At 71.0% G+C, this 24,960-nt stretch carries 20 protein-coding genes and 1 tRNA gene; 14 read left to right on the plus strand and 7 right to left on the minus strand.

Annotated features, from left to right (window positions below; all coding sequences use genetic code 11):
- Positions 1-34 precede the first annotated feature (34 nt).
- The 4 genes from F8568_RS45295 (at position 35) to F8568_RS45310 (ending at position 8,309) form a co-directional block, all read left to right on the plus strand.
- Positions 35-1,246 carry a hypothetical protein gene (locus F8568_RS45295; RefSeq protein ID WP_151600376.1) on the plus strand — a complete coding sequence of 404 codons (1,212 nt, stop codon included), beginning with the start codon at positions 35-37 and terminating at the stop codon, positions 1,244-1,246.
- Between the two features lie 376 nt (positions 1,247-1,622).
- Positions 1,623-6,179: a glutamate synthase large subunit gene (gltB, locus tag F8568_RS45300; protein ID WP_151600377.1), complete on the plus strand. Its 4,557-nt coding sequence runs from the start codon at positions 1,623-1,625 to the stop codon at positions 6,177-6,179.
- Positions 6,180-6,196: 17 nt separating this feature from the next.
- Entirely contained in the window at positions 6,197-7,660 is a 1,464-nt protein-coding gene (locus F8568_RS45305) for a glutamate synthase subunit beta (protein WP_151600378.1), read from the plus strand.
- Positions 7,661-7,733: 73 nt separating this feature from the next.
- On the plus strand, positions 7,734-8,309 hold the full coding sequence (locus F8568_RS45310) for a GNAT family N-acetyltransferase (RefSeq protein WP_202126131.1): 576 nt from the start codon (positions 7,734-7,736) through the stop codon (positions 8,307-8,309).
- A 32-nt stretch (positions 8,310-8,341) separates the two neighbouring features.
- Here the strand turns inward: F8568_RS45310 and F8568_RS45315 are convergent, their stop codons facing one another.
- Both F8568_RS45315 and F8568_RS47480 read right to left on the minus strand, forming a co-directional pair.
- Positions 8,342-8,542, minus strand: coding sequence for a hypothetical protein (locus tag F8568_RS45315; protein ID WP_151600379.1), 201 nt, complete (start codon positions 8,540-8,542; stop codon positions 8,342-8,344).
- Entirely contained in the window at positions 8,515-8,790 is a 276-nt protein-coding gene (locus tag F8568_RS47480) for a pyridoxal-dependent decarboxylase (RefSeq protein WP_202126132.1), read from the minus strand. Before F8568_RS47480 ends, F8568_RS45315 begins: the two co-directional genes overlap by 28 nt.
- Before the next feature lie 505 nt (positions 8,791-9,295).
- Between F8568_RS47480 and F8568_RS45325 the strand changes: the two genes are divergently transcribed.
- A complete protein-coding gene (locus F8568_RS45325) occupies positions 9,296-10,165 on the plus strand; it encodes a hypothetical protein (RefSeq protein ID WP_151600380.1) in 870 nt (289 codons plus the stop codon).
- 12 nt (positions 10,166-10,177) lie between these two features.
- Here F8568_RS45325 and F8568_RS50080 read toward each other — a convergent pair whose 3' ends face one another.
- On the minus strand, positions 10,178-10,876 hold the full coding sequence (locus F8568_RS50080) for a helix-turn-helix domain-containing protein (protein WP_151600381.1): 699 nt from the start codon (positions 10,874-10,876) through the stop codon (positions 10,178-10,180).
- 75 nt (positions 10,877-10,951) lie between these two features.
- On the opposite strand from F8568_RS50080, the gene F8568_RS45335 reads away from it, so the two are divergent.
- Together F8568_RS45335 and pyk are read left to right on the plus strand one after the other, a co-directional pair.
- Complete coding sequence (locus F8568_RS45335; RefSeq protein WP_151600382.1) at positions 10,952-11,506, plus strand: type 1 glutamine amidotransferase domain-containing protein; 555 nt, start codon at positions 10,952-10,954, stop codon at positions 11,504-11,506.
- 107 nt (positions 11,507-11,613) lie between these two features.
- Positions 11,614-13,032: a pyruvate kinase gene (pyk, locus tag F8568_RS45340; protein WP_151600383.1), complete on the plus strand. Its 1,419-nt coding sequence runs from the start codon at positions 11,614-11,616 to the stop codon at positions 13,030-13,032.
- 114 nt (positions 13,033-13,146) lie between these two features.
- On the opposite strand, the gene F8568_RS45345 is transcribed toward pyk, so the two are convergent.
- Positions 13,147-13,668 carry a hypothetical protein gene (locus tag F8568_RS45345; RefSeq protein WP_328601320.1) on the minus strand — a complete coding sequence of 174 codons (522 nt, stop codon included), beginning with the start codon at positions 13,666-13,668 and terminating at the stop codon, positions 13,147-13,149.
- 549 nt (positions 13,669-14,217) lie between these two features.
- A tRNA-Leu gene (locus tag F8568_RS45350) sits at positions 14,218-14,290 on the minus strand.
- A 112-nt stretch (positions 14,291-14,402) separates the two neighbouring features.
- Here F8568_RS45350 and F8568_RS45355 point away from each other — a divergent pair.
- From F8568_RS45355 to F8568_RS45380, 6 genes are all read left to right on the plus strand, one after another.
- Entirely contained in the window at positions 14,403-15,005 is a 603-nt protein-coding gene (locus F8568_RS45355) for an ANTAR domain-containing response regulator (protein ID WP_151600384.1), read from the plus strand.
- A gap of 303 nt (positions 15,006-15,308) precedes the next feature.
- Entirely contained in the window at positions 15,309-16,457 is a 1,149-nt protein-coding gene (locus F8568_RS45360) for a branched-chain amino acid ABC transporter substrate-binding protein (RefSeq protein WP_151600385.1), read from the plus strand.
- A gap of 95 nt (positions 16,458-16,552) precedes the next feature.
- A complete protein-coding gene (locus tag F8568_RS45365; protein ID WP_151600386.1) occupies positions 16,553-17,521 on the plus strand; it encodes a branched-chain amino acid ABC transporter permease in 969 nt (322 codons plus the stop codon).
- A complete protein-coding gene (locus F8568_RS45370; RefSeq protein ID WP_151600387.1) occupies positions 17,518-18,672 on the plus strand; it encodes a branched-chain amino acid ABC transporter permease in 1,155 nt (384 codons plus the stop codon). Before F8568_RS45365 ends, F8568_RS45370 begins: the two co-directional genes overlap by 4 nt.
- A complete protein-coding gene (locus F8568_RS45375; protein ID WP_151600388.1) occupies positions 18,669-19,475 on the plus strand; it encodes an ABC transporter ATP-binding protein in 807 nt (268 codons plus the stop codon). Before F8568_RS45370 ends, F8568_RS45375 begins: the two co-directional genes overlap by 4 nt.
- Positions 19,465-20,307 (plus strand): ABC transporter ATP-binding protein, encoded by an 843-nt coding sequence (locus F8568_RS45380; protein WP_151600389.1) that lies wholly within the window; start codon positions 19,465-19,467, stop codon positions 20,305-20,307. Before F8568_RS45375 ends, F8568_RS45380 begins: the two co-directional genes overlap by 11 nt.
- 46 nt (positions 20,308-20,353) lie before the next feature.
- Here F8568_RS45380 and F8568_RS45385 read toward each other — a convergent pair whose 3' ends face one another.
- Together F8568_RS45385 and F8568_RS45390 are read right to left on the minus strand one after the other, a co-directional pair.
- Entirely contained in the window at positions 20,354-20,923 is a 570-nt protein-coding gene (locus F8568_RS45385) for a DUF4352 domain-containing protein (RefSeq protein WP_151600390.1), read from the minus strand.
- A 289-nt stretch (positions 20,924-21,212) separates the two neighbouring features.
- Positions 21,213-21,626 carry a PaaI family thioesterase gene (locus tag F8568_RS45390; RefSeq protein WP_151600394.1) on the minus strand — a complete coding sequence of 138 codons (414 nt, stop codon included), beginning with the start codon at positions 21,624-21,626 and terminating at the stop codon, positions 21,213-21,215.
- Positions 21,627-21,704: 78 nt separating this feature from the next.
- Here F8568_RS45390 and polA point away from each other — a divergent pair, with 78 nt between their 5' ends.
- Complete coding sequence (polA, locus tag F8568_RS45395; RefSeq protein ID WP_151600391.1) at positions 21,705-24,395, plus strand: DNA polymerase I; 2,691 nt, start codon at positions 21,705-21,707, stop codon at positions 24,393-24,395.
- Positions 24,396-24,960: the final 565 nt, after the last annotated feature.

A 24,960-nucleotide genomic window follows, 5' to 3' on the forward strand; every position in this document is an offset into this window, starting at 1 on the left:
CGGACGCCGGTAGCCCGCCCCGCCGTGGAACCCGATGACCGCGGCCGCGGCGGCGGCCGTCCGCGGCCCGCGCAGGGGCCAGGGCCGGACGGGCGGGCCCCGCCGGATCGGTGCGCCGCGCGACGGCGGGGCCCGGCCGGAACGTTCCGGAGGCCGCCGCCGCGGCGCGCAGGGCCGCCCCGGCTCTCCCGAGCGGCCCCCCGCAGGGCGGCCGGACGCCGAGCAGCCCTACGCAGACCGGCCTTACGCCGACCAGTCCTACGCGGAGCAGCCCTATGCGGAGCAGCCCTACGCGGAGCAGCCGTCCCACGAGGAGCCCGGCTTCTCCGCAGACAGCCTCTACCAGGGCGATCCCGCGTATCAGGACGACCCTTACGGCGGTGAGGCCGCCGCGCAGGGCGAGACGCCGACCGCGCCGTCCAAGAGCCGGAAGCCCGGGAAGGGGCGGCGGCCCGGCGGGCCGGGAAGACCGCGCCGCCCGGGCGCGTCCCGCAAGGGCGGTCCCGGCGCGAAGCTCTACTTCGGGGCCGCGGCGGCGCTCGCGGTGCTGGTGGTGATCGGCTTGGTCGCGGCCGTGGCGCTGAGCGGCGGCGGGGACGGCGGCGGCGGAACGGCCGGCGGCGCTCCGCGCGGCCCGGCCGGCAAGGCGGCGGGCAACGGCAGCTCGCCCGAGTCGTACTCGAGCTCGCCGTCGTCCTCGGCGTACGCGGGCATCGCGTCCCGCAAGGCCGACGCCGAGCCGCTGACGGCCGGGGAGGCGTTCCCGTCGTCGGCGTCGAAGCTGTCGGTGGACGGCACGAAGCTCGCGCTGACGCTGCGGGCGAAGAAGCTGGACGGCGACTGCACGGCCGCGGTGTGGGGGCAGTCGGTGGCCGCGGACCTGGCGCGCGGCGGCTGCACGCAGGCGGCGCGGGGGATCTACTCCGACACCCGGCACGGGTACGGGCTGGCCGTCGCGGTGTTCAATCTGGCGTCGTCGGCGGACTCCGACCGGTTCGTCGGCCTGCTGGACCGCACGCTCGGCGGCGGGTTCGTGGTGCCGCTGCCGGCGGCGGCGCCGCTGGACCGGTTCGGGCAGGGCTTCGGGATGGCGCGGGGCCTGGCGATGGGGCACTACGCGGTGGTGGCGTGGGCGCAGCGGCTGGACGGCAAGGGCGACGCATCAGATGGGAACCTGCTGTCGCTGCTGATCGAGGGCGGCAAGGCCCCGTCGGTGCTGGGCCGCGCCGCCGCCGCGTCCCACTGAGCGGACCTCGCCGCGTCCCGCTGAGCGGACTCGATTCGTCCCGCTGAGCGGACGCCGCCGCATCGCGCGCGCCGCCCGGGAAGCATCTGGATACGTGCGCGTGTTTCAAGCATGTTACGTCGTTCGCCGGGTAAACATCGATCCCCGGTGATGATCCTCACCAGGTCACGGCGTTTTGCAACTTTCAGGAGCCGGTAGCCTGGTCTAAACCACTCGGAGATGGCACGCAGCCGATCGCCCCGGAGAAGTTTCGCGATCTGGTGCAGTCGGGCATGATCCCGGCAGTGATGTAATGTCATCTCACCGCAGCAGGGCCAACGTCGTCCCGGACTGCACTGACACCAAGCAGTGACACACGACGACGACGGGAGGGTTGATGGCTGCTGCTGCCCTCACACCGGGCCGCCCCGGACCCCAGGGGCTGTACGACCCGGCGAACGAGCATGACGCGTGCGGCGTCGGCATGGTGGCCGACCTGCACGGCCGCAAGAGCCACGACATCGTCCAGAACGCCCTGACCGTCCTGAAGAACCTGGACCACCGCGGGGCCGTGGGCGCGGAGCCGGACGACGGAGACGGCGTCGGCATCCTCGTCCAGATCCCGGACGCGTTCTTCCGCGCGGAGTGCGGCTTCGCGCTGCCCGAGGCCGGCGGCTACGCGGCCGGCGTCGCGTTCCTGCCCAGGGACGCCGAGGAGCGGGCCGCCGCGGTCGCGCACGTCGAGACGCTGTGCGCCGAGGAGCACCTGACGGTGCTCGGCTGGCGCGAGCTGCCGCACGACCCCGCGTTCACCGGCCCGGCCGCCCGCCGGGTCATGCCGCACTTCGCGCAGCTGTTCCTGGCGCCCGCCGCGGGCGGCCCGCACGCGGGCAAGACCGGCCTCGAGCTGGACCGCGCCGTGTTCTGCATGCGCGAGCGCGCCGAGCAGGACGTCCGGGTCTACTTCCCGAGCCTGTCCAGCCGCACGATCGTCTACAAGGGGATGCTCACCACCCCGCAGCTGGAGCCGTTCTTCCCCGACCTGTCGGACCGCCGCTTCACCACCGCGATCGCGCTGGTGCACTCGCGGTTCTCGACGAACACCTTCCCAGCGTGGGAGCTGGCGCACCCGTACCGGTTCATCGCGCACAACGGCGAGATCAACACCGTCCGCGGCAACCGGAACTGGATGCGGGCCCGCGAGGCGCTGCTGAAGTCCGACCTGATCCCCGGCGACATCTCCCGGATCTTCCCGGTGATCGACATCGAGGCGTCCGACACCGCCTCGTTCGACGAGTGCCTGGAGCTGCTGCACCTCGGCGGCCGGTCGCTGCCGCACGCGGTGCTGATGATGATCCCGGAGGCGTGGGAGAACCACGCCGAGATGGACGCCGAGCGCCGCGCGTTCTACGAGTTCCACTCCACCCTGATGGAGGCGTGGGACGGCCCCGCCAGCGTCAGCTTCACCGACGGCACCGTCGTCGGCGCGGTGCTGGACCGCAACGGGCTGCGCCCCGGCCGCTACTGGGTGACCGACGACGGCCTGGTCGTGCTGGCCAGCGAGGCCGGCGTGCTCGACATCCCGGCCGGCAAGGTCGTCCGCAAGGGCCGCCTGCAGCCCGGCAAGATCTTCCTGGTCGACACCGCGGCCGGGCGGATCGTCGAGGACGACGAGGTCAAGGCGGAGCTGGCCGCCGAGCACCCGTACGCGCAGTGGCTGCACGAGGGCCTGGTCCGGTTCGAGGAGCTGCCGCAGCGCGAGCGGGAGATCCCGACGCACGACACCCTCGTCAAGCGGCAGCAGACGTTCGGGTACACCCTGGAGGAGCAGCGGATCATCCTCGGCCCGATGGCCAGGACCGGCGCCGAGCCGATCGGGTCGATGGGCACCGACACCCCGATCGCGGTGCTGTCGGAGCGGCCGCGGCTGCTGTTCGACTACTTCAAGCAGCTGTTCGCGCAGGTCACGAACCCGCCGCTGGACGCGATCCGCGAGGAGCTCGTCACCTCGCTGCAGTCCACGCTCGGCCCGGAGGGCAACCTGCTGGAGCCCGGCCCGGACTCGTGCCGGCGGCTGGTGCTGCCCACCCCGATCCTGGACAACGACGAACTCTCCAAGATCATCCACATCGACGACGAGGGGTCGCTGCCGCACCTGCAGGCCCACGTCGTCCACGGCCTGTACGAGGTCGCCGGCGGCGGCGAGGCCCTGGAGACCCGCCTCGAGGAGATCAACTCCGAGGTGAGCCGGGCCATCGAGGCCGGCGCGCGGATCATCGTGCTGTCGGACCGCGGCGCCGACTCCGCCCGCGCCGCGATCCCCGCGCTGCTGCTCACCGGCGCCGTCCACCACCACCTGATCCGGGAGAAGACCCGCACCAAGGTCGGCCTGGTGGTCGAGACCGGCGAGGCCCGCGAGTGCCACCACATGGCGCTGCTCATCGGGTACGGCGCGTCCGCGATCAACCCGTACCTGGCGATCGAGACCGTCGAGGACATGGTCCGCGGCGGCACCATCCAGGGCGTCGAGGCCGGCAAGGCCGTCCGGAACCTGGTGAAGGCGTACGGCAAGGGCGTCCTGAAGATCATGTCGAAGATGGGCGTGTCCACGGTCGCGTCCTACACCGGCGCGCAGATCTTCGAGGCGATCGGCCTCGGCGAGCGCGTCGTGTCGCGCTGCTTCACCGGCACCACCTCCCGGCTCGGCGGCGTCGGCTTCGACGTGCTGGCCCGCGAGGTCGCCGAACGGCACGCCTGCGCCTACCCGCCGGGCGGCAACGAGGCCGCGCACCGCACCCTGGAGATCGGCGGCGAGTACCAGTGGCGCCGCGAGGGCGAGCCGCACCTGTTCAACCCGGACACGGTGTTCAAGCTGCAGCACGCCACCCGCACCCGCCGCTACGAGATCTTCAAGGAGTACACCTCCAAGGTCGACTCGCAGTCGCAGAAGCTGATGACCCTGCGCGGGCTGTTCAAGCTCAAGGAGGGCGCGCGGCCGCCGGTGCCGATCGAGGAGGTCGAACCGGTAGCGGAGATCGTCAAGCGGTTCTCCACCGGCGCGATGTCGTACGGCTCCATCTCCGCCGAGGCGCACGAGACCCTCGCGATCGCGATGAACCGGCTCGGCGGCAAGTCCAACACCGGCGAGGGCGGCGAGGACCCGGTCCGCTTCACCCCGGACGAGAACGGCGACCTGCGCCGCAGCGCGATCAAGCAGGTCGCGTCCGGCCGGTTCGGCGTGACGTCGGAGTACCTCACCAACGCCGACGACATCCAGATCAAGATGGCGCAGGGCGCCAAGCCCGGCGAAGGCGGGCAGCTGCCCGGTCACAAGGTGTACCCGTGGATCGCCAAGACCCGGCACTCCACGCCCGGCGTCGGCCTCATCTCACCGCCGCCGCACCACGACATCTACTCCATCGAGGACCTCGCGCAGCTCATCCACGACCTGAAGAACGCCAACCCGGCGGCGCGCGTGCACGTCAAGCTCGTCGCCGAGGTCGGCGTCGGCACGGTCGCCGCCGGGGTGTCCAAGGCGCACGCCGACGTGGTGCTGATCTCCGGGCACGACGGCGGCACCGGCGCGTCCCCGCTGACCTCGCTGAAGCACGCCGGCGCGCCCTGGGAGCTCGGCCTCGCCGAGACCCAGCAGACGCTGCTGCTGAACGGGCTGCGCGACCGGATCGTCGTGCAGACCGACGGGCAGATGAAGACCGGCCGCGACGTCGTCATCGCCGCGCTGCTCGGCGCCGAGGAGTACGGCTTCGCGACCGCGCCGCTGGTGGTGTCCGGCTGCATCATGATGCGGGTCTGCCACCTCGACACCTGCCCGGTCGGCGTCGCCACCCAGAACCCGGTGCTGCGCGAGCGGTTCTCCGGCAGGCCCGAGTTCGTGGTGAACTTCTTCGAGTTCATCGCCGAGGAGGTCCGCGAGTACCTCGCCGCGCTCGGGTTCCGGTCCCTGGAGGAGGCGATCGGGCACGTCGACATGATCGACACCCGGGAGGCCGTCGAGCACTGGAAGGCGTCCGGGCTGGACCTCGCCCCGGTGCTGCACGCGCCCGAGACCCCCTACGGGGACGCGCCGCGCTGCGTCGCCGCGCAGGACCACGGGCTGGAGAAGGCGCTCGACAACACCCTCATCCAGCTCGCCGAGGGCGCCGTCGCGTTCGGCGACAAGGTCACCCTCGACCTGCCGATCCGCAACGTCAACCGCACCGTCGGCACCATGCTCGGCCACGAGGTGACCAAGAAGTGGGGCGGCGCCGGGCTGCCCGACGACACCATCGACGTCACCTTCACCGGCTCCGCCGGCAACTCCTTCGGCGCGTTCGTCCCGCGCGGCGTCACGCTGCGGCTGGTCGGCGACGCCAACGACTACGTCGGCAAGGGCCTGTCCGGCGGCCGCCTCACGCTGCGCCCCCCGGCGGACGCCGCGTTCGCCGCCGAGGAGCAGATCATCGGCGGCAACGTGATCCTGTACGGCGCCACCTCCGGCGAGCTGTTCGCCCGCGGCGTCGTCGGGGAGCGGTTCTGCGTCCGCAACTCCGGCGCCACCGCCGTCGTCGAGGGCGTCGGCGACCACGCCTGCGAGTACATGACCGGCGGCCGCGCCGTGATCCTCGGCCGCACCGGACGCAACATCGCGGCCGGGATGTCCGGAGGCATCGCCTACGTCCTGGACCTGGTCGCCGACCGCGTCAACCGCGAGATGGTCGACCTGGAACCCCTGGACGAGGGCGACGAGGCGTTCGTCAAGGGCCTGGTCGAACGGCACCTCGCCGAGACCGGCTCGGCGGTCGCCGAACGGCTGCTGGCGGACTGGGACGCCGCCGCGGCCCGCTTCACCAAGATCATGCCGCGGGACTACCGGCGCGTGCTGGAGGCGATGGCCGAGGCCGAGGCGCAGGGACGCGACGTCGACGAGGCCGTCATGGCCGCGGCACAGGGCTGAGAGAGGGGGATTCCCACATGGCTGACCCGAAGGGTTTCCTGACCGTCCAGCGGGAGCTCCCGAAGCGCCGCCCCGTGGACGTCCGGATCAAGAGCTGGTCGGAGGTCTACGAGAGCTTCGGCGGCGACCGGCTGGAGAAGCAGGCGAGCCGCTGCATGGACTGCGGCATCCCGTTCTGCCACCAGGGCTGCCCGCTCGGCAACCTCATCCCCGAATGGAACGACCTCGTCTACCGCAAGGACTGGCACGAGGCCGTCGAGCGGCTCCACGCCACCAACAACTTCCCGGAGTTCACCGGGAGGCTGTGCCCCGCCCCGTGCGAGAGCGCCTGCGTCCTCGGCATCAACCAGGACCCCGTCACCATCAAGCGGGTCGAGGTCGAGATCATCGACCGGGCGTTCGCCGAGGGCTGGGTGCGGCCGCAGCCGCCCGCGGTGAAGACCGGCAAGAAGGTCGCCGTCGTCGGCTCCGGCCCGTCCGGGCTCGCCGCCGCCCAGCAGCTCACCCGCGCCGGCCACGACGTCACCGTCTACGAGCGCGCCGACCGCATCGGCGGCCTGCTGCGCTACGGCATCCCCGAGTTCAAGATGGAGAAGCGGCACCTCGACCGGCGCCTCGCCCAGATGCGCGCCGAGGGCACCGCCTTCAAGACCTCGGTGAACGTCGGCGTCGACATCACCGCCGACGAGCTCCGCGAACGCCACGACGCGGTCGTGCTCGCCGGCGGCGCCACCGTCTGGCGCGACCTGCCCATCCCCGGACGCGAGCTGAACGGCGTCCACCAGGCGATGGAGTACCTGCCGCCGTCCAACAAGGTGCAGGAGGGCGACTTCGACAAGTCCCCGATCGACGCCGCGGGCAAGCACGTCGTCGTGATCGGCGGCGGCGACACCGGCGCCGACTGCATCGGCACCGCGATCCGGCAGGGCGCCGCCTCGGTCACGCAGCTGGAGATCATGCCGCGGCCGCCGCAGGAACGCACCGACGCCCAGCCCTGGCCGACCTATCCCATGCTGTTCAAGATGGAGAGCGCCCACGAGGAACTCGCCGACCAGGGCGGCGACCGGCTGTACGCGGTGTCCACCACCGAGTTCGTCGGCGACGCCGACGGCAACGTCCAGGCGCTGCGGATCGTCGAGGTCGGCGGCCCCGGCACCGGCTTCAAGCCGGTCGAGGGCACCGAACGCGAGATCCCCGCCCAGCTCGTCACCCTCGCGATGGGCTTCCTCGGCCCGCAGCGCGAGGGCCTGCTCGACCAGCTCGGCGTCGAACTCGACCAGCGCGGCAACGTCGTCCGCGACCGCGACTACCGCACCTCCGTCGACGGCGTCTACGCCGCCGGCGACATGGGACGCGGCCAGTCCCTGATCGTCTGGGCGATCGCCGAGGGACGCGCCGCCGCGCACGGCGTCGACCGGTACCTCACCGGCCACACCGCCCTGCCCTACCCGATTCCGCCCACCGCGCGACCGATAGCCTGATCCGCGAACAATCGCCCGCCGTGCCTCCGGTGTCCGCCGGAGGCGCGGCGGCGTCGCGCATACGGGGGTTCCCATGCCGACCCGGCAGATCGAGGTCACCGACTGGCACCTGGAGCAGCTCGGCCCCGCCGACCTGCGGCCCGCCGCCGAACCCGGCGTCCCCGTCGCCATCACCCGCGCCGAACTGCCCAGCCCCGAACTGAGCCGCTACCTGTACACCGCCGTCGGCGGCGACCACTACTGGACCGACCGCCTCACCTGGACCTACGACCAGTGGCTCAACTGGCTGTCGCGGCCCGGCGTGGAGACCTGGATCGCGCACCTCCGCGGCACCCCCGCCGGCTACGCCGAACTCGACCCCCAGCCCGGCGGCCTCGTCGAGATCACCTGCTTCGGGCTGCTGCCCGCCTTCACCGGCCAGGGCATCGGCGGCCACCTGCTCACCGTGGCCGCCGCCCGCGCCTGGGACCTCGCCACCCGCTGGGACGACCGCGAACCCACCCGCCGCGTCCACCTCACCACCAGCTCCAACGACCACCCCGCCGCACTGCGCAACTACCAGGCCCGCGGGTTCCGCGTCCACGACGTCACCGTCGCCACCGGCACCTTCGACCACACCCCGCCCGGCCCCTGGCCCGGCGCCCGCTGACCTTCGAGCCGACCCGGCGGGCCCGGCCGCGGTCACGGCACCAGCGTCGCCGCCAGCTCCCGCAGCACCTCCACCAGCCGCTCCACGTCCGCCCTCGTGGTCCGCCAGTTCAACGGCGCCGGACGGAACACCGTCATCCCCCGATACCGGCTCGTACCCGCATAGACACGGCCGTCCTCCAGCAGCGCCTCCCCGAGCCTCGCGTTCAGCTCGTCCAAGCGCCCCTCGGACACGCGTCCACCCCGTACCGGCCCGCCCACCACTGCCGCGCGCACGCCAGCCCCGTCACATGCGCCAGCGTCGCGCTCGGCGTCAGCACCCCGCCCCACGACCCCGGCAGCCCGAACAGCTCCCGCAGCCACCGCAGCACCACCGTCTCCGCCCGCGCCGCGAGCGGCGACGTCAACCACGGCCCCGCCGCCTGATCCAGCAGCGACGCCGTCCAGTCGCCCGCCATCGCCGCCGGCGTCGACCCGCCCACCACGAAATGGAAGAACCGCGGCCCCGACGAATGCGTCGCCGCCCCCGTCCCCACCCGCACCAGCCGCCCGACCGCCGCCCGCGACCCCCCGCCCCGCTCCGGCAGCGGCCCGTCCAGCTCGTCCGCAACGCGTCCATCGCTCGGTCGTGCACCGGACGCTCCGCCAGCCCGTCCAGATACGGCTCCGCCGCCTCCGCGACCAGCTCCAGCGCGCCGGCCGCCACGTCACGTTCGTCCAGAGGATCGCTCATCACCCCGGCAGACCACATCCCGCCCCAAACGGATCATGAAATCGGCCCCGGAATCCGCATCCGTCCCCTTGTGGGCGAAAGGTCCCTTCCGCTACCGTCCCGCCCGGACCCCCACGCGGGACGCCAGGGGCCCGGCCGCCCACCGCTGGGGCGGCCGGGCCCACCGCTCAGGGAACGAACCCCCTGGGGCCGCTAGACCACCGCGTCCGTTTCCTCCAAGACCGGACCCACCGCGGCCCCCTACCGTCAGACCCATGAAAACCCTGGACGCCACCGCCCTCGACCGCGCCTGGCAATTCATGCGCCTCAACGCCCGCCTCATCGATCGCCACCGCTTCGCCCTCCACTTCCACGGCGCCCCCGCCGCACCCCTCCTCACCGCCCTCGCCGCCTACCAGAACCCCGACGGCGGCTACGGCCATGCCCTCGAACCCGACCTGCGCGGCGAAGCCAGCCAGCCCGTCCCCGCCCAGCACGCCCTCGAGGTCCTCCACCAGGCCGGCGCCGACGACCACCCCGCCGTCGACCGCATCGCCGACCACCTCACCACCATCACCACCCCCGACGGAGGAGTGCCCTTCGTCCTGCCCACCGTCCGCGACGCCCCCCACGCCCCCTGGTGGCAGACACCCGACGACCCGCCCGCCGCGATCAACCCCACCGCCACCCTCGCCGGAATGCTCCACCGCGCCCGCTCCCGACACCCCTGGCTCGACACCGCCACCGCCTTCTGCTGGCGCCACCTCGACGACCCGCCCGCCGACCCCGGCCCCTACGACGTCCTCGCCCTCCTCACCTTCCTCGACCACGTCCCCGACCGCGACCGCGCCGAAGCCGCCTTCACCCGCCACCGCGACACCCTCGCCCACCACGCCCGCAACGCATGCACCGGCCACCACGACATCCTCGACTTCGCCCCCGCACCCGGCGGCCACGGGCACCGCCTCCTCGGCGACACCGCCGTCGACACCGCCCTCGACGCCCTCATCGACGCCCAGCACGACGACGGCGGCTGGGACGTCCGCTTCCACATCTGGACACCCGCCACCCGCCCCGAATGGCGCGGCCACATCACCGTCGAACGCCTCCGCGCCCTGCGCGCCCACGGCAGGCTCGAACCCTGACCCGCCCGCGACTCACAGCAGCGCCCGGACCGGCTCACCCGCCAGCGCCCGCACCTCGTTCGCGAAATGCGCCTGATCGGCATAACCCGCCGCAAACGCCACATCGGCCAGAGCCATCCCCGAACGCGCCAACCCCAGCGCCCGCTGGAACCGCAACACCCGCTGCAACATCTTCGGCCCATACCCGAACACCGCCAACGACCGCCGCCGCAACTGCCGCTCACCCAAACCCACCGCATCCGCCACCCCTCGCACCGACCCGCCCGCAACCCCCGCCACCACCACCGGAACCAGCGGATCCACCGGCCCCGCCACCGCCGCCCGCGCCCGCACACCCCCCACCAGCACCGCCCGCCGCTCCTCCAACGAACCCGCCCCCGCCACCGCCTCCGCCAACCCGTCCGCCGCACCGCCCCACAACTCCCGCAACGGCACCCGCGCATCTCGCACCGCATCCGCCGGCACCCCCAGCACCGGCGGCGCCGCCCCCGGCCCGAACCGCACCGCCACCAGCACCGACCCCGGACGCACCGCCGCCGGCATCGGACCCGTATCCGGCCCCGCCACCTGGAGCCCGCCCTCCGACCAGATCACGTCCACGCACCCGTCCGGCACCACCCGCTGCACGAACGGCTCCGCACCCGCCGGCAGCGCCGCCGTCCACGCGCACACCAGCCCCGCCCCGCGCACCGGGACCTCGCGATAGCCCATCGGGTTCACCATTCCTGCATACCACCCGCACACCAGGGCAAGGACGGCACAGCACCGAAACGGAGGTGACCCCGCATGTCCACCGAACTCCAGGGCAAGACCATCGCCTTCCTCTGCGCCCCCGAAGGCACCGAGCAGGTCGAACTCACCGAACCATGGAAGGCCGTCGAACAGGCCGGCGGCACACCCCGCCTCGTCTCCACCCAGTCCGGCCGCCTCCAGGCCTTCGACCACCTCGACAAAGCCGACACCTTCCCCGTCGACACCACCGTCGACGTCTCCGCCCACACCGAATTCGACGCGCTCCTCCTCCCCGGCGGCGTCGCCAACCCCGACTACCTGCGCACCCAGCCCAACGCCGTCGCCTTCACCAAGGCCTTCTTCGACGCCGGCAAGCCCGTCGCCGTCATCTGCCACGGCCCCTGGACCCTCATCGAGGCCGACGTCGTCCGCGGCCGCACCCTCACCTCCTGGCCCAGCCTCCGGACCGATTTGCGCAACGCCGGAGCGACCTGGGTCGACGAAGAGGTCGAGATCTGCGACGCCGGCCCCAACCTGCTCGTCAGCAGCCGCAAACCCGGCGACCTCAAGGCTTTCCGCCAGGCCGCCGTCGAGGCCTTCGCCCGCTGACCGGGAGGCCATGGTCTAGACCTCTGACCTAGACCATTCGGTGAACCTTGGACGACCGCATCCTGCACGAATATCCGTACCAACGAGTAACTAAGTACGGTTGTGACGTGACCCGTCGAGCGAAGATAGTCAGCACCATCGGCCCCGCCTGCTCCAGCACGGAACAGATCAACGCCCTCGTCGAAGCCGGCATCGACGTCGCCCGGCTCAACATGAGCCACGGCGAACACGCCGTCCACGAAGAGGTCTACCACCGGATCAGAGCCGCCGCCGAAGCCACCGGACGCGGCGTCGGCATCCTCGCCGACCTCCAGGGCCCCAAGATCCGCATCGGGCGCTTCCCCGACGGCCCCGTCCGCCTCACGCTCGGCGACGAGTTCACCATCACCACCGAAGACGTCCCCGGCACCCGCCGCGAAGCCTCCACCACCTACCAAGGCCTCCCCGGGGACGTCGGCCCCGGCGACACCATCCTCATCGACGACGGCCGCGTCGCCCTCGACGTCACCGCCGTCGACGGCCCCCGCGTCCGCACCACCGTCAAAGTCGGCGGCATGGTCTCCGACAACAAAGGACTCAACCTCCCCGGCGTCCACGTCTCCGTCCCCGCCCTCACCGAAAAAGACGAAACCGACCTCCGCTGGGCCCTGCGCCTCGGCGTCGACCTCGTCGCCCTCTCCTTCGTCCGCACCCCCGCCGACGCCGACATCTGCTACCAGATCATGGAAGAAGAAGGCGTCCGCGTCCCCCTCATCGGCAAGATCGAAAAACCCCAGGCCGTCGAACTCCTCCCCGACATCGTCGCCGCCTTCGACGGCATCATGGTCGCCCGCGGCGACCTCGGCGTCGAACTCCCCCTCGAACAGGTCCCGATGGTCCAGAAACGCGCCATCGAACTCTGCCGCGAGAAAGCCCGGCCCGTCATCGTCGCCACCCAGATGCTCGAATCCATGATCTCCGCGCCCCGCCCCACCCGCGCCGAGACCTCCGACGTCGCCAACGCCGTCTTCGAAGGCGCCGACGCCGTCATGCTCTCCGGCGAGACCAGCGTCGGCCAGTACCCCATCGAATCCGTCCGCACCATGAGCCGCATCGTGGAGACCGCCGAGCAGGCCACCCTGCACGCCACCCACACCCTGCAGCGCATGCCCGAGACCGTCGGCGGCGCCATCGCCCGCGCCGCCGCCGAGGTCGGCGCGATCGTCGGCGCCGAGGCCCTCGCCGCCTTCACCATGTCCGGCGAGACCGCCCGCCGCCTGTCCCGCTACCGCTCGCCGATCCCGCTGCTCGCCTTCACCTCGGTGCCCGCCGTCCGCGGCCGGCTCGCGCACGTCTGGGGCGTCGAGACCTTCATCGTCCCCCAGGTCGACCACACCGACGCGATGTTCCGCCAGGTCGAGCAGGCCCTCCTCGAACTCGGCCGCTGCCAGAAGGGCGACAAGGTCGTCGTCGTCGCCGGCTCGCCCCCCGGCACCCCCGGCTCGACCAACGCCCTCCAGGTCCTCAACATCGGCGAAGGCCACTGACACCCGCCGCCGACCGGCCGCCCCGACCCGGGCGGCCCGGCCGGCGCCCGCCGGGACAAGCGTTGATTACCGGCCGGTCTCATTTCCACGACGCTCCGGCCACCACGCCAGCCGTCAGTACTTGGCCCCCACGAACTCATCGAGCCGAGCCACCGCCTCCCGCTTCGCGATGGAGATGTTCTCCGCGTTCATCTGCGTCCACGGGATCCCGAGGCGGTCGAGCGCGTCGGTGAAGAGCCGCTGGATGTCGAGCGAGACGTTGGTGAAGTTGTAGCGGGGATACTCGTACCACCGATCCCCGCCCTTGAGCGGCCTCCGCACGCGGTTCATGCTCCGGCATCCGTCAGAGTGGATCAGCCCCCGGATGAACTCCTCGGTGTACTGATCTGTGATCTCCCGCTGCCACCCGGCCAGCTCGATCTTCCGCGTGTGCTTGCGCCCCGGCCCATGCTGCGGGAACAGGCACGGCCAGTGCTTCGACTGGCTGTTCACATCGACCGCCCCGGGAGTCGGGCGCCGGGCGACCTTGGATAGCGGCATGACGGTCGCCATCGCCTGCTCTGCGGCGTCGATGAGACCGGGCCAGGCGGCACAACACGTCGAGGTGAGCCGATAGCACCCCTTGGTCGTGGCCACGATGTGGCCGTCGCCAGGTACAGGCCGAGCAGGTAGGCGTAACTCTGGCTGTCGAGAGGGCGGCCGAAGCAACGAGGACAGTCCCGTTTAATGCGGCCGTCGGATCTTGCGAGGAGGGATTCTGCCTGTTCGGAAGGGGTGCCGCCAGCCGAAGGGCGGGTGCCGTGCGCGGGGGCGGCGATTCCCAGCTCGGCTCGCCAACGACGGAGCGTCTTCACATGGACCTTCCACTCGGCGGCGATCTCGTGGTCCGTCTTGGCAGGCGAAGCGAGCTGGCGGCGCAGCTCTTCGTGGTCGTTCATGTTCATGGAGTGATGCTCTCGCCAGGGTCTGACAAAAGCATGAGCGGACGGAGCGCAGCATGCGACCAGAGCCACCTTGGTGGGCCGAGAGGGCGTTAGCTGGTGCGGTGGCCGACCAATCAAGCTTGCGGGCCGGCCTCGCCGAACGCGATACGCGGCAACCTCGAGGCAACCAGGTGGGGTATGCGAGTTGGAACCAGTGCCGGGAGAACCCCGGAGTGGGTGAGATGTCGCTTATGGAAGGAAGTGCCCCGAGTGGGATTCGAACCCACACTTTATGGCTTTTGAGACCATGGCCTCTTCCGTTGGGCTATCGGGGCAATTGTCCGCTTGATGCGCGGTCTTCTCCCCAGACGGGTCGGGGGAGGGGTGACAGGGACCAGGGTAGCGGGTTTCGGTAGGGTCGGGGGCGTGGAGAGCGCTCGGCGAGTTGTGATCGCGGAAGACGAGGCCCTGATCCGGCTGGACCTGAAGGAGATGCTGCAGGAGGACGGCTACGAGGTCGTGGGGGAGGCCGGGGACGGGGAGACCGCCGTCCGGCTGGCCGGCGAGCTCAAGCCCGACCTGGTGATCCTGGACGTGAAGATGCCCGTCCTGGACGGCATCTCCGCGGCGGAGCGGATCTCGGCGGACCGGATCGCGCCGGTCGTGATCCTGACGGCGTTCTCCCAGCGCGAGCTCGTCCAGCGGGCGACGGAGGCGGGCGCGATGGCCTACCTCGTCAAGCCGTTCGCCAAGACCGACCTGACGCCCGCCATCGAGATGGCGGTGAGCCGGTACACCGAGCTGCGGGCGCTGGAGGCGGAGGTCGCCGGGCTGCAGGAGCGGCTGGAGACCCGCAAGGTGGTGGACCGGGCCAAGGGGCTGCTGCAGGAGGCGCACGGCTGGTCCGAGCCCGAGGCGTTCCGGTGGATCCAGAAGACCTCGATGGACCGCAGGCTCACGATGCGGGCCGTCGCGGAGGCCGTGGTGGCGGGCGCCACCGGGAGCGCGGGCGGCGGCGCGAACGGCGCGGGCGAGTCGCCCGCGGGCTGACCGCCTGCCCTGTCATCCGGTGCGTTGTCAAGATCCAATGCGCCTGTGCCGGACCGGCCATGGTAAGCACGCTCCGTAATCGTCCCTGGCAAGACGGGGGAACGGATGGGCACGGGGGCGTAACGAAGCAATAACCCTTCGATCCGGGGGTGCTGTTCTGGGTCGGGTCGACGGTGTACGACATAGCTGGTCCCCGCGTGACCGATATCTCCTCCCCGGGAGCGGTCGGTGCCGGGGCATGACTCGTACCCGATCCGGTGCGGATCCGGATGTGAAAGGTTGGGCACCTTGCGGCGCAACAGGATGAGGGTGACCGGCGCGATCGCGCTTGGTGCGGTGGCGCTGGGCGCCGCCGCGTGCGGCTCGGGAGACAGCGGCGGGGGAGGGGATCTGACGATCGCCTACATCGGTGTCCAGACCGGCGACAACTCCCCTGAGCTGGGGATCAACATCTCCAACGGGGTGAAGCTGGCGATCGACCAGTACAACGCCTCGAACCCCAAGAAGAAGGTCAAGTTCAAGATCTACGACACCAAGGGCGACCCGGCCGTCGCGCCCGGCCAGGTGCAGAAGGCGATCGACGACGACGTGACCGCGGTCGTCGGCCCGGTGTTCTCCGGCGAGTCCAAGGCCACGGTGCCGAGCCTGGAGGAGGCGGAGATCCCGAACATCTCCCCCTCGGCGACCTCGACCGCGCTCGGTAAGAACGGCTGGAAGTTCTGGCACCGGCTGATCTCGAACGACGACGCGCAGGGGCAGGTGGACGGCGACTTCATCGTGAAGACGCTGGGCGCCAAGAAGGTCTTCGTCATCGACGACAACCAGGAGTACAGCGTCGGCCTGGCCGACAAGGTGTTCTCCTCGGTGCAGGCGGCGGGCGTGACCCCGCAGCGCGACAAGATCGACCCGAAGGCGACCGACTACTCCAGCACGGTCAACAAGGTGAAGGCGGCCAAGCCGGACGCGATCTTCTTCGGCGGGTACTACAACGGCGGCGACAAGCTGCTCAAGCAGCTGCGCGACGGCGGTGTGACCGCGAAGTTCGTGTCGGACGACGGTGCGCTGGACCAGAAGCTGATCGACGGCGCCGGCGCGAAGCAGGCGGAGGGCGCGCTGGTGTCGTGCGCGTGCCAGTCGATCAACCCGACGGCGGACAACCCGGCGGTCGCGAAGTTCATCAACGACTACAAGGCCGCGTTCCACAAGGATCAGGGAACGTACTCGGCCGAGGGTTACGACGCGACGAACGCGATTCTGGACGCCTTCAAGGCGGGCAAGACGACGACCGAGGACGTCAACGACTACCTGAAGACGGTGAACTTCCAGGGCGTGTCGAAGCCGGTCAAGTTCGAGGCGAACGGCGAGATCCAGGTCAAGACGATCTACATGTTCCAGGTGGTGGACGGGAAGCTGAAGTTCCTGGGCGACGCCTCCAAGGTCAAGCCCGAGTGAGCTAGGCCCGCCACGACGCAGGACGGACGCCGGTCCTCCGGCGCGGGGCGGGAGCGCCACAGCGCTCCCGTCCCCTCTTTCTTGAGGAACCCTCTGTGCTCCACGATTTCACATCCCAGTTCTGGGCGAACACGGTCGACGGGCTGACCGTCGGTTCGATCTACGCGCTGGTCGCGCTCGGCTACACGATGGTCTATGGCGTGCTCCGGCTCATCAACTTCGCCCATTCCGAAATCTTCATGATCGGCACGTTCGGCGGGCTGACCCTGATCCAGGTGGTCGGCTTCGACAACGGGCCCTATACCGGTATCGCCCTGGTGGGCGTGCTGCTGGCGTGCCTGGTGGCGTCGATGGTCGCCTCGGGCGGGGCGGCGCTGCTGCTGGAGCTGGTGGCGTACCGGCCGCTGCGCCGCAAGGGGGCGTCGCGGCTGGCGGCGCTGATCTCGGCGATCGGCGCGTCGCTGTTCTTGCAGGAGCTGTTCGCGACGACGGTGATCCCGCATTTCTTCGGGCACGGCGGTGGCCGTGACCCGATTCATGTGCCGGATCTGCTGAAGAAGGACACGCTGTTCTCGATCGGTTCGGGGGACGTCCGCAACGACAAGTTGCTGATCTTCGTCGCGGCGATCGTGATGATGGTGATCCTGGACCGGTTCGTGAACGCTTCGAAGCTCGGCCGGGGTATCCGGGCGACGGCGCAGGATCCCGAGACGGCGGTGCTGCTCGGGGTGAACATCGACCGGGTCGTCGTGGTGACGTTCGTGGTCGGCGGGCTGATGGCGGGGGCGGCGGGGTTCTTCTTCGCGCTGCTCTACCAGCAGACGATGTTCAACATCGGGTTCATTCTCGGCATCAAGGCGTTCACGGCCGCGGTGCTCGGCGGTATCGGGAACCTGCGCGGCGCGCTCGTCGGCGGGTTCACGCTGGGGCTGATCGAGAACTACGGTGGCTCCATCTTCGGCTCCGAGTGGAAGGACGTGATCGCGTTCACGCTTCTCGTGGTCATTCTCCTGTTCCGTCCCACCGGCATTCTCGGTGAGTCTCTCCAGCAGGCGCGCGCATGAGCGAGAACATGAAGAAGTCAGCGAGTACGGCGGGGTGGCGCGGTGCGCTGTCCGGGCCGTTGGAGTCCGTTCGGACGCATTGGGACCGGGCGCCGGGCTGGGAGCGGTGGGCGGTCTACGTCCTGCTGGTCGTGGGGGCGCTGTTCCTGCCGTATGAGGGGCTGGCGCCGATCATGTCGCCGGAGTCGGCGTGGGACACGATCCTGTTCTATCCGATCGGGATCTATGTGCTGCTGGCGCTGGGTCTGAACGTGGTGATCGGGTACGCCGGCATGCTCGACCTGGGGTATGTGGCGTTCTGGGCGATCGGCGCGTACACGATGGCGACGATGGCGGTGAAGCACGGGATCGGGTTCTGGCCGCTGCTGCCGTGCGGGATCGTGCTGGCGGCGGTGTCGGGGGTGATCCTGGGGGCGCCGACGCTGCGGTTGCGCGGTGACTATCTGGCGATCGTGACGCTGGGGTTCGGGGAGATCGTCCGGAAGGTCGCGGAGAACACGAACTGGCTGGGCGGGACGCGGGGGATCAACAACATTCCGCATCCGCCGAGCCATGAGGGCGTGTGGTTGTTCGGGGTGGACCTGTTCACGTACAAGATCAGGGACGCGCGGCCGTACTACTACCTGCTGGTCGCGGTGATCGTGGTCGTGATCATCTTCTCGAAGCGGCTGGAGGCGTCGCGGATCGGGCGGTCGTGGACGGCGATCCGGGAGGACGAGGACGCGGCCGAGATCATGGGTGTGCCGACGTTCAAGTTCAAGCTGCTGTCGTTCGCGACGGGCGCGGCGATCGGCGGGGCGGCGGGTGTCGTGTTCGCGGCGAAGACGAGTTATGTGGCGCCGGCGAACTTCCCGTTCCTGCTGTCGGCGACGATCCTGGCGGCGGTGGTGCTGGGCGGTGCCGGCAACATCCCGGGCGTGGTCGTGGGGGCGTTCCTGGTGGCGTGGCTGCCGGAGCGGTTCCGCGGGCTGGCCGACTACCGTGACCTGGCGTTCGGCGCGATCCTGGTGGCGATGATGATCTTCCGTCCGGAGGGGTTGATCCCGTCGAGGCAGCGCAAGGCCGAGATGGCCGAGGGCGGCGGAGGGATGGGCCATATGGGCGCCGAGGTCGACACGTCCGGTTCGGAGGCCGAGGTGGGGAGCAGATGAGCGAGGTGTCGGGTGCCGCGGCCGGGGCCGGCGGCGTCCTGCTCGAGCTGTCGCAGGTGACGATGCGGTTCGGTGGTGTCGTCGCGCTGAACGCGGTGGATCTGACGGTCCGCGAGGGCGAGATCTTCGCGCTGATCGGGCCGAACGGCGCGGGCAAGACGACGGTGTTCAACACGGTGACCGGGGTGTACCGGCCGACGTCGGGTGAGATCAGGTTCGCGGGGGGCCGGTTGAACGGCCTGAAGCGGTACCAGGTGACCAAGCGCGGTGTGGCGCGGACGTTCCAGAACATCCGGCTGTTCCCGAACATGACGGCTGAGCAGAACGTGCAGGTGGGCGCGGACGCGCATCACAACGCGGGGCTGATCAGCGTGACGTTCGGGCTGCCGCGGCACCGGCGTGCCGAGCGTGAGGGCAAGGCGCTGGCGCGGGAACTGCTGGACTTCGTCGGGGTGTCTCATCGGACGCACGACATGGCGAAGAACCTGCCGTACGGCGACCAGCGGCGGCTGGAGATCGCGCGTGCGCTGGCGACGGATCCGAAGCTGCTGCTGCTGGACGAGCCGGCGGCGGGGATGAACCCGGCGGAGAAGATCGCGCTGATGGAGCTGATCCGCAAGATCCGTGACAGCGGGCGGACGGTGCTGCTGATCGAGCACGACATGGGCCTGGTGATGGGGATCAGCGACCGTGTCGCGGTGCTGGACTTCGGACAGAAGATCGCCGATGGGCTGCCCGCCGAGGTGCAGAACGACCCGAAGGTGATCGAGGCGTACCTGGGGGCTCCGGTCGATGCTTCTTGAACTGAAGGACGTGCACGTCCACTACGGCAAGATCGAGGCGCTGAAGGGCGTGTCGCTGCAGGTGGACGAGGGTGAGATCGTCTCGCTGATCGGCGGGAACGGCGCGGGGAAGACGACCACGCTGAAGACGATCTCGGGGCTGCGGTCGTGCTCGTCGGGGTCGGTGTTCTTCGACGGCGCCGACATCGGGTCGATGCCGGGGCACAAGCGGGTGCTGGCGGGCATCGGGCAGGCGCCGGAGGGCCGGGGGATCTTCCCGGGCATGTCGGTGCACGAGAACCTGCTGATGGGCGCGTACGCGCGCAAGGACGACCATTCCAAGGAGCTGGCGGAGGCGTACGAGCTGTTCCCGCGGCTGGCGGAGCGGCGTTCGCAGGCGGCGGGCACGATGTCGGGCGGGGAGCAGCAGATGCTGGCGATCGGCCGGGCGCTGCTGTCGAAGCCGAAGGTGCTGCTGCTGGACGAGCCGTCGATGGGGCTGGCGCCGATGCTGGTGCAGCAGATCTTCTCGATCATCGAGGAGATCAACCGGCGGGGGACGACGGTCCTGCTGGTGGAGCAGAACGCGCAGCAGGCGCTGCGGCTGGCGGATCGGGCGTACGTGCTGGAGACGGGCCGGATCGTGCGGTCGGCTCCGGCGTCGGAGCTGCTGGACGATCCGCAGGTGCGGGCGGCGTATCTGGGCGGTGACGTCGGTGACGCGGCTCCGGCCGGCGCCGCGGCGGCCGAGGCGGAGGCCGGGACGGTCGCGCTCGGCAAGGGCGAGGCGGCCGAGACCAAGCCCGAGGCCGGCGGGGCCGGGCCGGAGGCCGGGAAGGCGGACGGCGAGTAGGAGACCGGTAGGGCGTCCCAGTGCGACCCCGGGGCGGGGCCGCCGTTCACCGCAACGGCAGCTCGGCTCCGGGGTCGTGCTGTAGCGGGACGCCGAGTTCGTCGGTGGGGTCGGCGTAGAGCCGCAGTGCCGTGATCCGCGCGTCCTTGGGGATGTCGTACATGAGGTCGAACTCGAGGCGGTCGTGGGAGCCGAGTTCGATGTCGGTGGGCTGCCGTTTGACCCGCATCGCGTTGACGTCGGGCGGGTAGGCGCCGCGGGAGGTGACGAGCAGCTGCCGGTCGAGGTCGATCTTGTGGAAGGTGGCGTAGCGGTTCTCGGCGAGCATGCGGACGCGGGCGAAGCCGCCGAGGCGGGACGGCAGGTCGGCGTGGCTGCCGGTGATGGTGGTGAGCCCGGAGCTGAGGCCGATCGCGGCGAACGCGATGTGCCCGTCGGTCACCTCGCGGTAGGGGAGGGGGTGCTCGCCGTCGCGGACGGCGCGGGCGGGGACGCGGTAGTGGTCGTCGTCGTGGCCGCCGCAGGCGGGTGCCAGCGGGAGCAGCGCGGTGAGGGTGAGGAGGGCGGCGGAGCGCCGTCGCGCGGTGCGGGGGCGTCCTGCCGATGGGGGCCGCATGATCGGCACGGTAGGGCGGTGCCGGCGGCGCCCGCCAGGTCGCGGGGCGTCCTGGGACCGTCCCGTGATCTGTGCGGCGGCTCCGGGACGTGCCGGGCCTGGGATCACCTTTGGGGCCGCACGGCCCTCGCGGGCGCGTGCGTTGTCTACTCGGTGATCCCAGGCCGTTCCGATCCACGCTACAGACCCCGGCCGGTCGATCGCAAAGAAAGCCGCGGATCGGGCGCGCGGCGGGACGGCGTCTCACGAGGCCGGACGCCCGCGCGCCCCCGGCGGTGGCGCGTCCGGGTCAGGTCGCGGGCGCGTCGCGGAGCATGCAGGTGAGGCGGGCGGTGCAGACCCGGCGGTCCTGCTCGTCGGTGATGACGATGTCGTAGGTGGCGAGGGTGCGGCCGCCGTGCGCGCGGGTGGCGACGCCGGTGACGTAGCCCTCGGTCGCGGACCGGTGGTGGGTGGCGTTGAGCTCGATGCCGACGGCGATGCGGCCCGGCCCGGCGTGCATCGCCGATCCGGCGGATCCGAGCGTCTCGGCGAGCACGCAGGACGCGCCGCCGTGCAGCAGCCCGTAGGGCTGGGTGTTGCCCTTGACGGGCATGCGGCCGACGACGCGTTCGGCGGACACCTCCAGGTACTCCACGCCCATCGCCTTGGCCAGGTCGCCGCGGGACTCGATCCCCTCTCCGGAGAGGATCCTCGCGGCCATGTCGTCCCGGCTCAGGTCGTCGGTGTCGCTCACTTACGCCTCCACGAAACTGTCGTACGCGCAGACTAGAGTCCTGGTGTGGCGAACGAACCAGCGACCCCTGACAAGCGCGACCGGCTCCTCCTGCTCGACGGGCATTCCCTGGCCTACCGCGCGTTCTTCGCGCTGCCGGTGGAGAACTTCTCCACCACCGACGGGCAGCCGACGAACGCGGTGTACGGCTTCACCTCGATGCTCATCAACGTCCTGCGCGACGAGCAGCCCACCCATATCGCGGTGGCGTTCGACCGCAGCGAGCCGACCTTCCGGCACGAGCAGTACGTGGAGTACAAGGCGGGGCGGGCCAAGACGCCCGACGAGTTCCGCAGCCAGGTCAGCCTGATCTTCGAGGTGCTGGACGCGCTGCGCATCCCGCGGATGTCGGTCGCGGGGTTCGAGGCCGACGACATCATCGCCACGCTGTCGGTGCAGGCCACCGAGGCCGGCCTGGACACCCTGGTCGTCACCGGCGACCGGGACGCGTTCCAGCTCGTCAACGAGCACGTCACGATCCTCTACCCGGTGAAGGGCGTTTCGGAGCTGGCCCGGATGGACCCGGCCGCCGTCGAGGCCAAGTACGGGGTGCCGCCCGAGCGGTACCGGGAGCTGGCGGCGCTGGTCGGGGAGAGCAGCGACAACCTGCCGGGCGTGCCCGGGGTCGGCCCGAAGACCGCCGCCAAGTGGCTGACCAAGTACGGCGACCTCGACACCCTCGTCGCGAAGGTCGACGAGATCAAGGGCAAGGCCGGCGACAACCTGCGCGAGCACCTGGCCGGGGTGCTGCGCAACCAGCAGATCAACAAGCTCGACACCAGCGTCGGGCTGGAGCTGACGCCGCCGCAGCTGACCATGGGGCAGTGGGACCGCGACGAGATCCACACCCTGTTCGACTCGCTGCAGTTCCGGGTGCTGCGCGAGCGGCTGTACTCCTCGCTGTCGGCTGCCGAGCCGGAGGCCGACGAGGGTTTCGAGGTGCAGGTGGACGCGCTGGAGCCGGGCGCGCTCGGCGCCTGGCTGGACGCCAACGCCGGCGGCCGCCTCGGCGTCGCCGTCACCGGCTCGTGGGGCCGGGGCACCGGCGAGATCACCGCGCTGGCGCTGGCGTCCAAGGACGGGCCCGCCGTCCACCTCGACCCCGCGGAGCTGATCGAGGACGACGAGCGCGCGCTCGCGGCGTTCCTCGCCGACCCGTCCCGCCCGAAGGCGATCCACGAGGCGAAGGGCCCGATGCTGGCGCTGGCCGCGCGCGGCATGGCGCTCGCCGGCGTCACCAGCGACACCGCGCTGGCCGCCTACCTGGCGCTGCCCGGGCAGCGCACGTTCGACCTCGCCGACCTGGTCCTGCGGTACCTGCACAGGGAGCTGCGCAGCGAGACCGAGGACTCCGGGCAGCTGACCCTGGACGGGTCCGGCGAGGAGGAGGCCGCCGAGGCCCTCGCCGTCCGCGCCCGCGCCGTCACCGAGCTCGCCGACGTCCTCGACAAGGACCTGGACAAGCGCGGCGCGACCCGGCTGCTGCACGAGGTGGAGCTGCCGCTCGTGCGGGTGCTGGCCGACATGGAGCGCGCGGGCATCGCCGTCGACGCCGACCACCTCGCCGGCCTGTCGGCGTCGCTCGGCGGGCAGGTGAAGGAGCAGGAGCAGCTGGCGCACGCCGCGGTCGGGCACGAGTTCAACCTCGGCTCGCCCAAGCAGGTGCAGCAGGTGCTGTTCGACGAGCTGAACCTGCCGAAGACCAAGCGCACCAAGACCGGTTACACCACCGACTCCGAGGCCCTCACCACCCTGCTGGAGAAGGACGGCCACCCGGTCCTGGAGCACATCCTGCGCTGGCGGGAGGTCGCCAAGCTGAAGAGCATCGTCGACTCGCTGATCCCGATGGCCGACGACGCGGGCCGCATCCACACCACGTTCAACCAGATGATCGCGGCGACGGGGCGGCTGTCGTCCACCGACCCGAACCTGCAGAACATCCCGATCCGCACCGCCGAGGGGCGGCAGATCCGCGAGGCGTTCGTGGTCGGCGGCGGGTTCGAGTCGCTGCTGACCGCCGACTACTCCCAGATCGAGCTGCGGATCATGGCGCACCTGTCGGAGGACGAGGCGCTGCTGGAGGCGTTCGGCACCGGCGCCGACTTCCACACCATCACCGCGTCCCGGGTGTTCGGGCTGCCGCCCGAGCAGATCGACTCCGAGCTGCGCGCCCGCATCAAGGCGATGAACTACGGCCTGGCGTACGGGCTGTCGGCCTATGGGCTGTCGCAGCAGCTGCGGATCTCCCCGGACGAGGCGCGCGGCCTGATGGAGGAGTACTTCCAGCAGTTCGGCGGCGTCCGCGACTACCTGCGCGACATCGTCGCCAAGGCCCGCCAGGACGGCTACACCGAGACGATCCTCGGCCGCCGCCGCTACCTGCCCGACCTGAACTCCGACAACCGGCAGCGCCGCGAGATGGCCGAGCGGATGGCGCTCAACGCCCCCATCCAGGGCTCCGCCGCCGACATCATCAAGGTCGCGAGCCTCAACGTCGACCGGGCGCTGCGCGAGGCCGGGCTGACCTCCCGGATGCTGCTGCAGGTCCACGACGAGCTGGTGTTCGAGGTCGCCGCCGGCGAGCTCGACGAGCTCACCGCGCTCGTCCGCGACCAGATGGCCGGCGCCTACGCCCTCCGCGCGCCCCTCAGCGTCTCCATGGGCACGGGCCGCACCTGGCAGGACGCGGCGCATTGATTCAATCTCGGCCCAAGGGGCTCGCCTGGCGGCTCGCCACTTGACCGATCTTGGGCGAGCGCGAACTCGCTTCGTGAGCTTCCCGGCGGGGGCTCGCCTTCGGCGTCGCCCCCGCCGGTCGGATAACGCGCTCGCGTGCAAGCTGAGCGCGGCGGCCGAGGCGGCCCCGTCCGTGTTCGGGTGCATCGCGTTCGTGTGTGCGCGGGGCATTTTTTCATGGCGGCGCCGGGGGTGCCGCGGGCGGGGTGTCCGTGTTTACCGGGGGGTTTCGTACTTGGTGTGATCCGGGGCGGCGGTGGAGGGGTCTGTGGAGATCATTCGGGTACGCCGGTGGGTGTCCGTCGATGTCCGGGGGGTCGTACGCTGTCCCCCTGGTCCTGTTCGGGTCTACCGGCGAGGGAAACGTGCCTCTCCTTCACAAGATCGCTGGAGTTGTGGTCGTCTGCGCCGTGATCCTGGGGCTGGTGCTGCCAGGGGAGCGGCGCGAGCGCGACAGGGCCGCCGCGGCGGCGCGGGCCGGGGCCACCGCGCGGGCCGCGAGCGAGGGCCGGCCGGCCGGGACGGC

It is taken from the genome of Actinomadura physcomitrii (assembly GCF_008923205.2).
Classification (GTDB): Bacteria; Actinomycetota; Actinomycetes; order Streptosporangiales; family Streptosporangiaceae; genus Spirillospora; species Spirillospora physcomitrii.

Excerpts from the sequence above, each read along its gene's own strand:
- F8568_RS45295 (WP_151600376.1), top strand. The coding sequence starts at position 35 with ATGACCGCGGCCGCGGCGGCGGCCGTCCGCGGCCCGCGCAGGGGCCAG.
- gltB (WP_151600377.1), top strand. The coding sequence starts at position 1,623 with ATGGCTGCTGCTGCCCTCACACCGGGCCGCCCCGGACCCCAGGGGCTG.
- F8568_RS45305 (WP_151600378.1), top strand. The coding sequence starts at position 6,197 with ATGGCTGACCCGAAGGGTTTCCTGACCGTCCAGCGGGAGCTCCCGAAG.
- F8568_RS45310 (WP_202126131.1), top strand. The coding sequence starts at position 7,734 with ATGCCGACCCGGCAGATCGAGGTCACCGACTGGCACCTGGAGCAGCTC.
- F8568_RS45325 (WP_151600380.1), top strand. The coding sequence starts at position 9,296 with ATGAAAACCCTGGACGCCACCGCCCTCGACCGCGCCTGGCAATTCATG.
- F8568_RS50080 (WP_151600381.1), bottom strand. The coding sequence starts at position 10,876 with ATGGGCTATCGCGAGGTCCCGGTGCGCGGGGCGGGGCTGGTGTGCGCG.
- F8568_RS45335 (WP_151600382.1), top strand. The coding sequence starts at position 10,952 with ATGTCCACCGAACTCCAGGGCAAGACCATCGCCTTCCTCTGCGCCCCC.
- F8568_RS45360 (WP_151600385.1), top strand. The coding sequence starts at position 15,309 with ATGAGGGTGACCGGCGCGATCGCGCTTGGTGCGGTGGCGCTGGGCGCC.
- F8568_RS45370 (WP_151600387.1), top strand. The coding sequence starts at position 17,518 with ATGAGCGAGAACATGAAGAAGTCAGCGAGTACGGCGGGGTGGCGCGGT.
- F8568_RS45375 (WP_151600388.1), top strand. The coding sequence starts at position 18,669 with ATGAGCGAGGTGTCGGGTGCCGCGGCCGGGGCCGGCGGCGTCCTGCTC.
- F8568_RS45380 (WP_151600389.1), top strand. The coding sequence starts at position 19,465 with ATGCTTCTTGAACTGAAGGACGTGCACGTCCACTACGGCAAGATCGAG.
- F8568_RS45385 (WP_151600390.1), bottom strand. The coding sequence starts at position 20,923 with ATGCGGCCCCCATCGGCAGGACGCCCCCGCACCGCGCGACGGCGCTCC.
- F8568_RS45390 (WP_151600394.1), bottom strand. The coding sequence starts at position 21,626 with ATGGCCGCGAGGATCCTCTCCGGAGAGGGGATCGAGTCCCGCGGCGAC.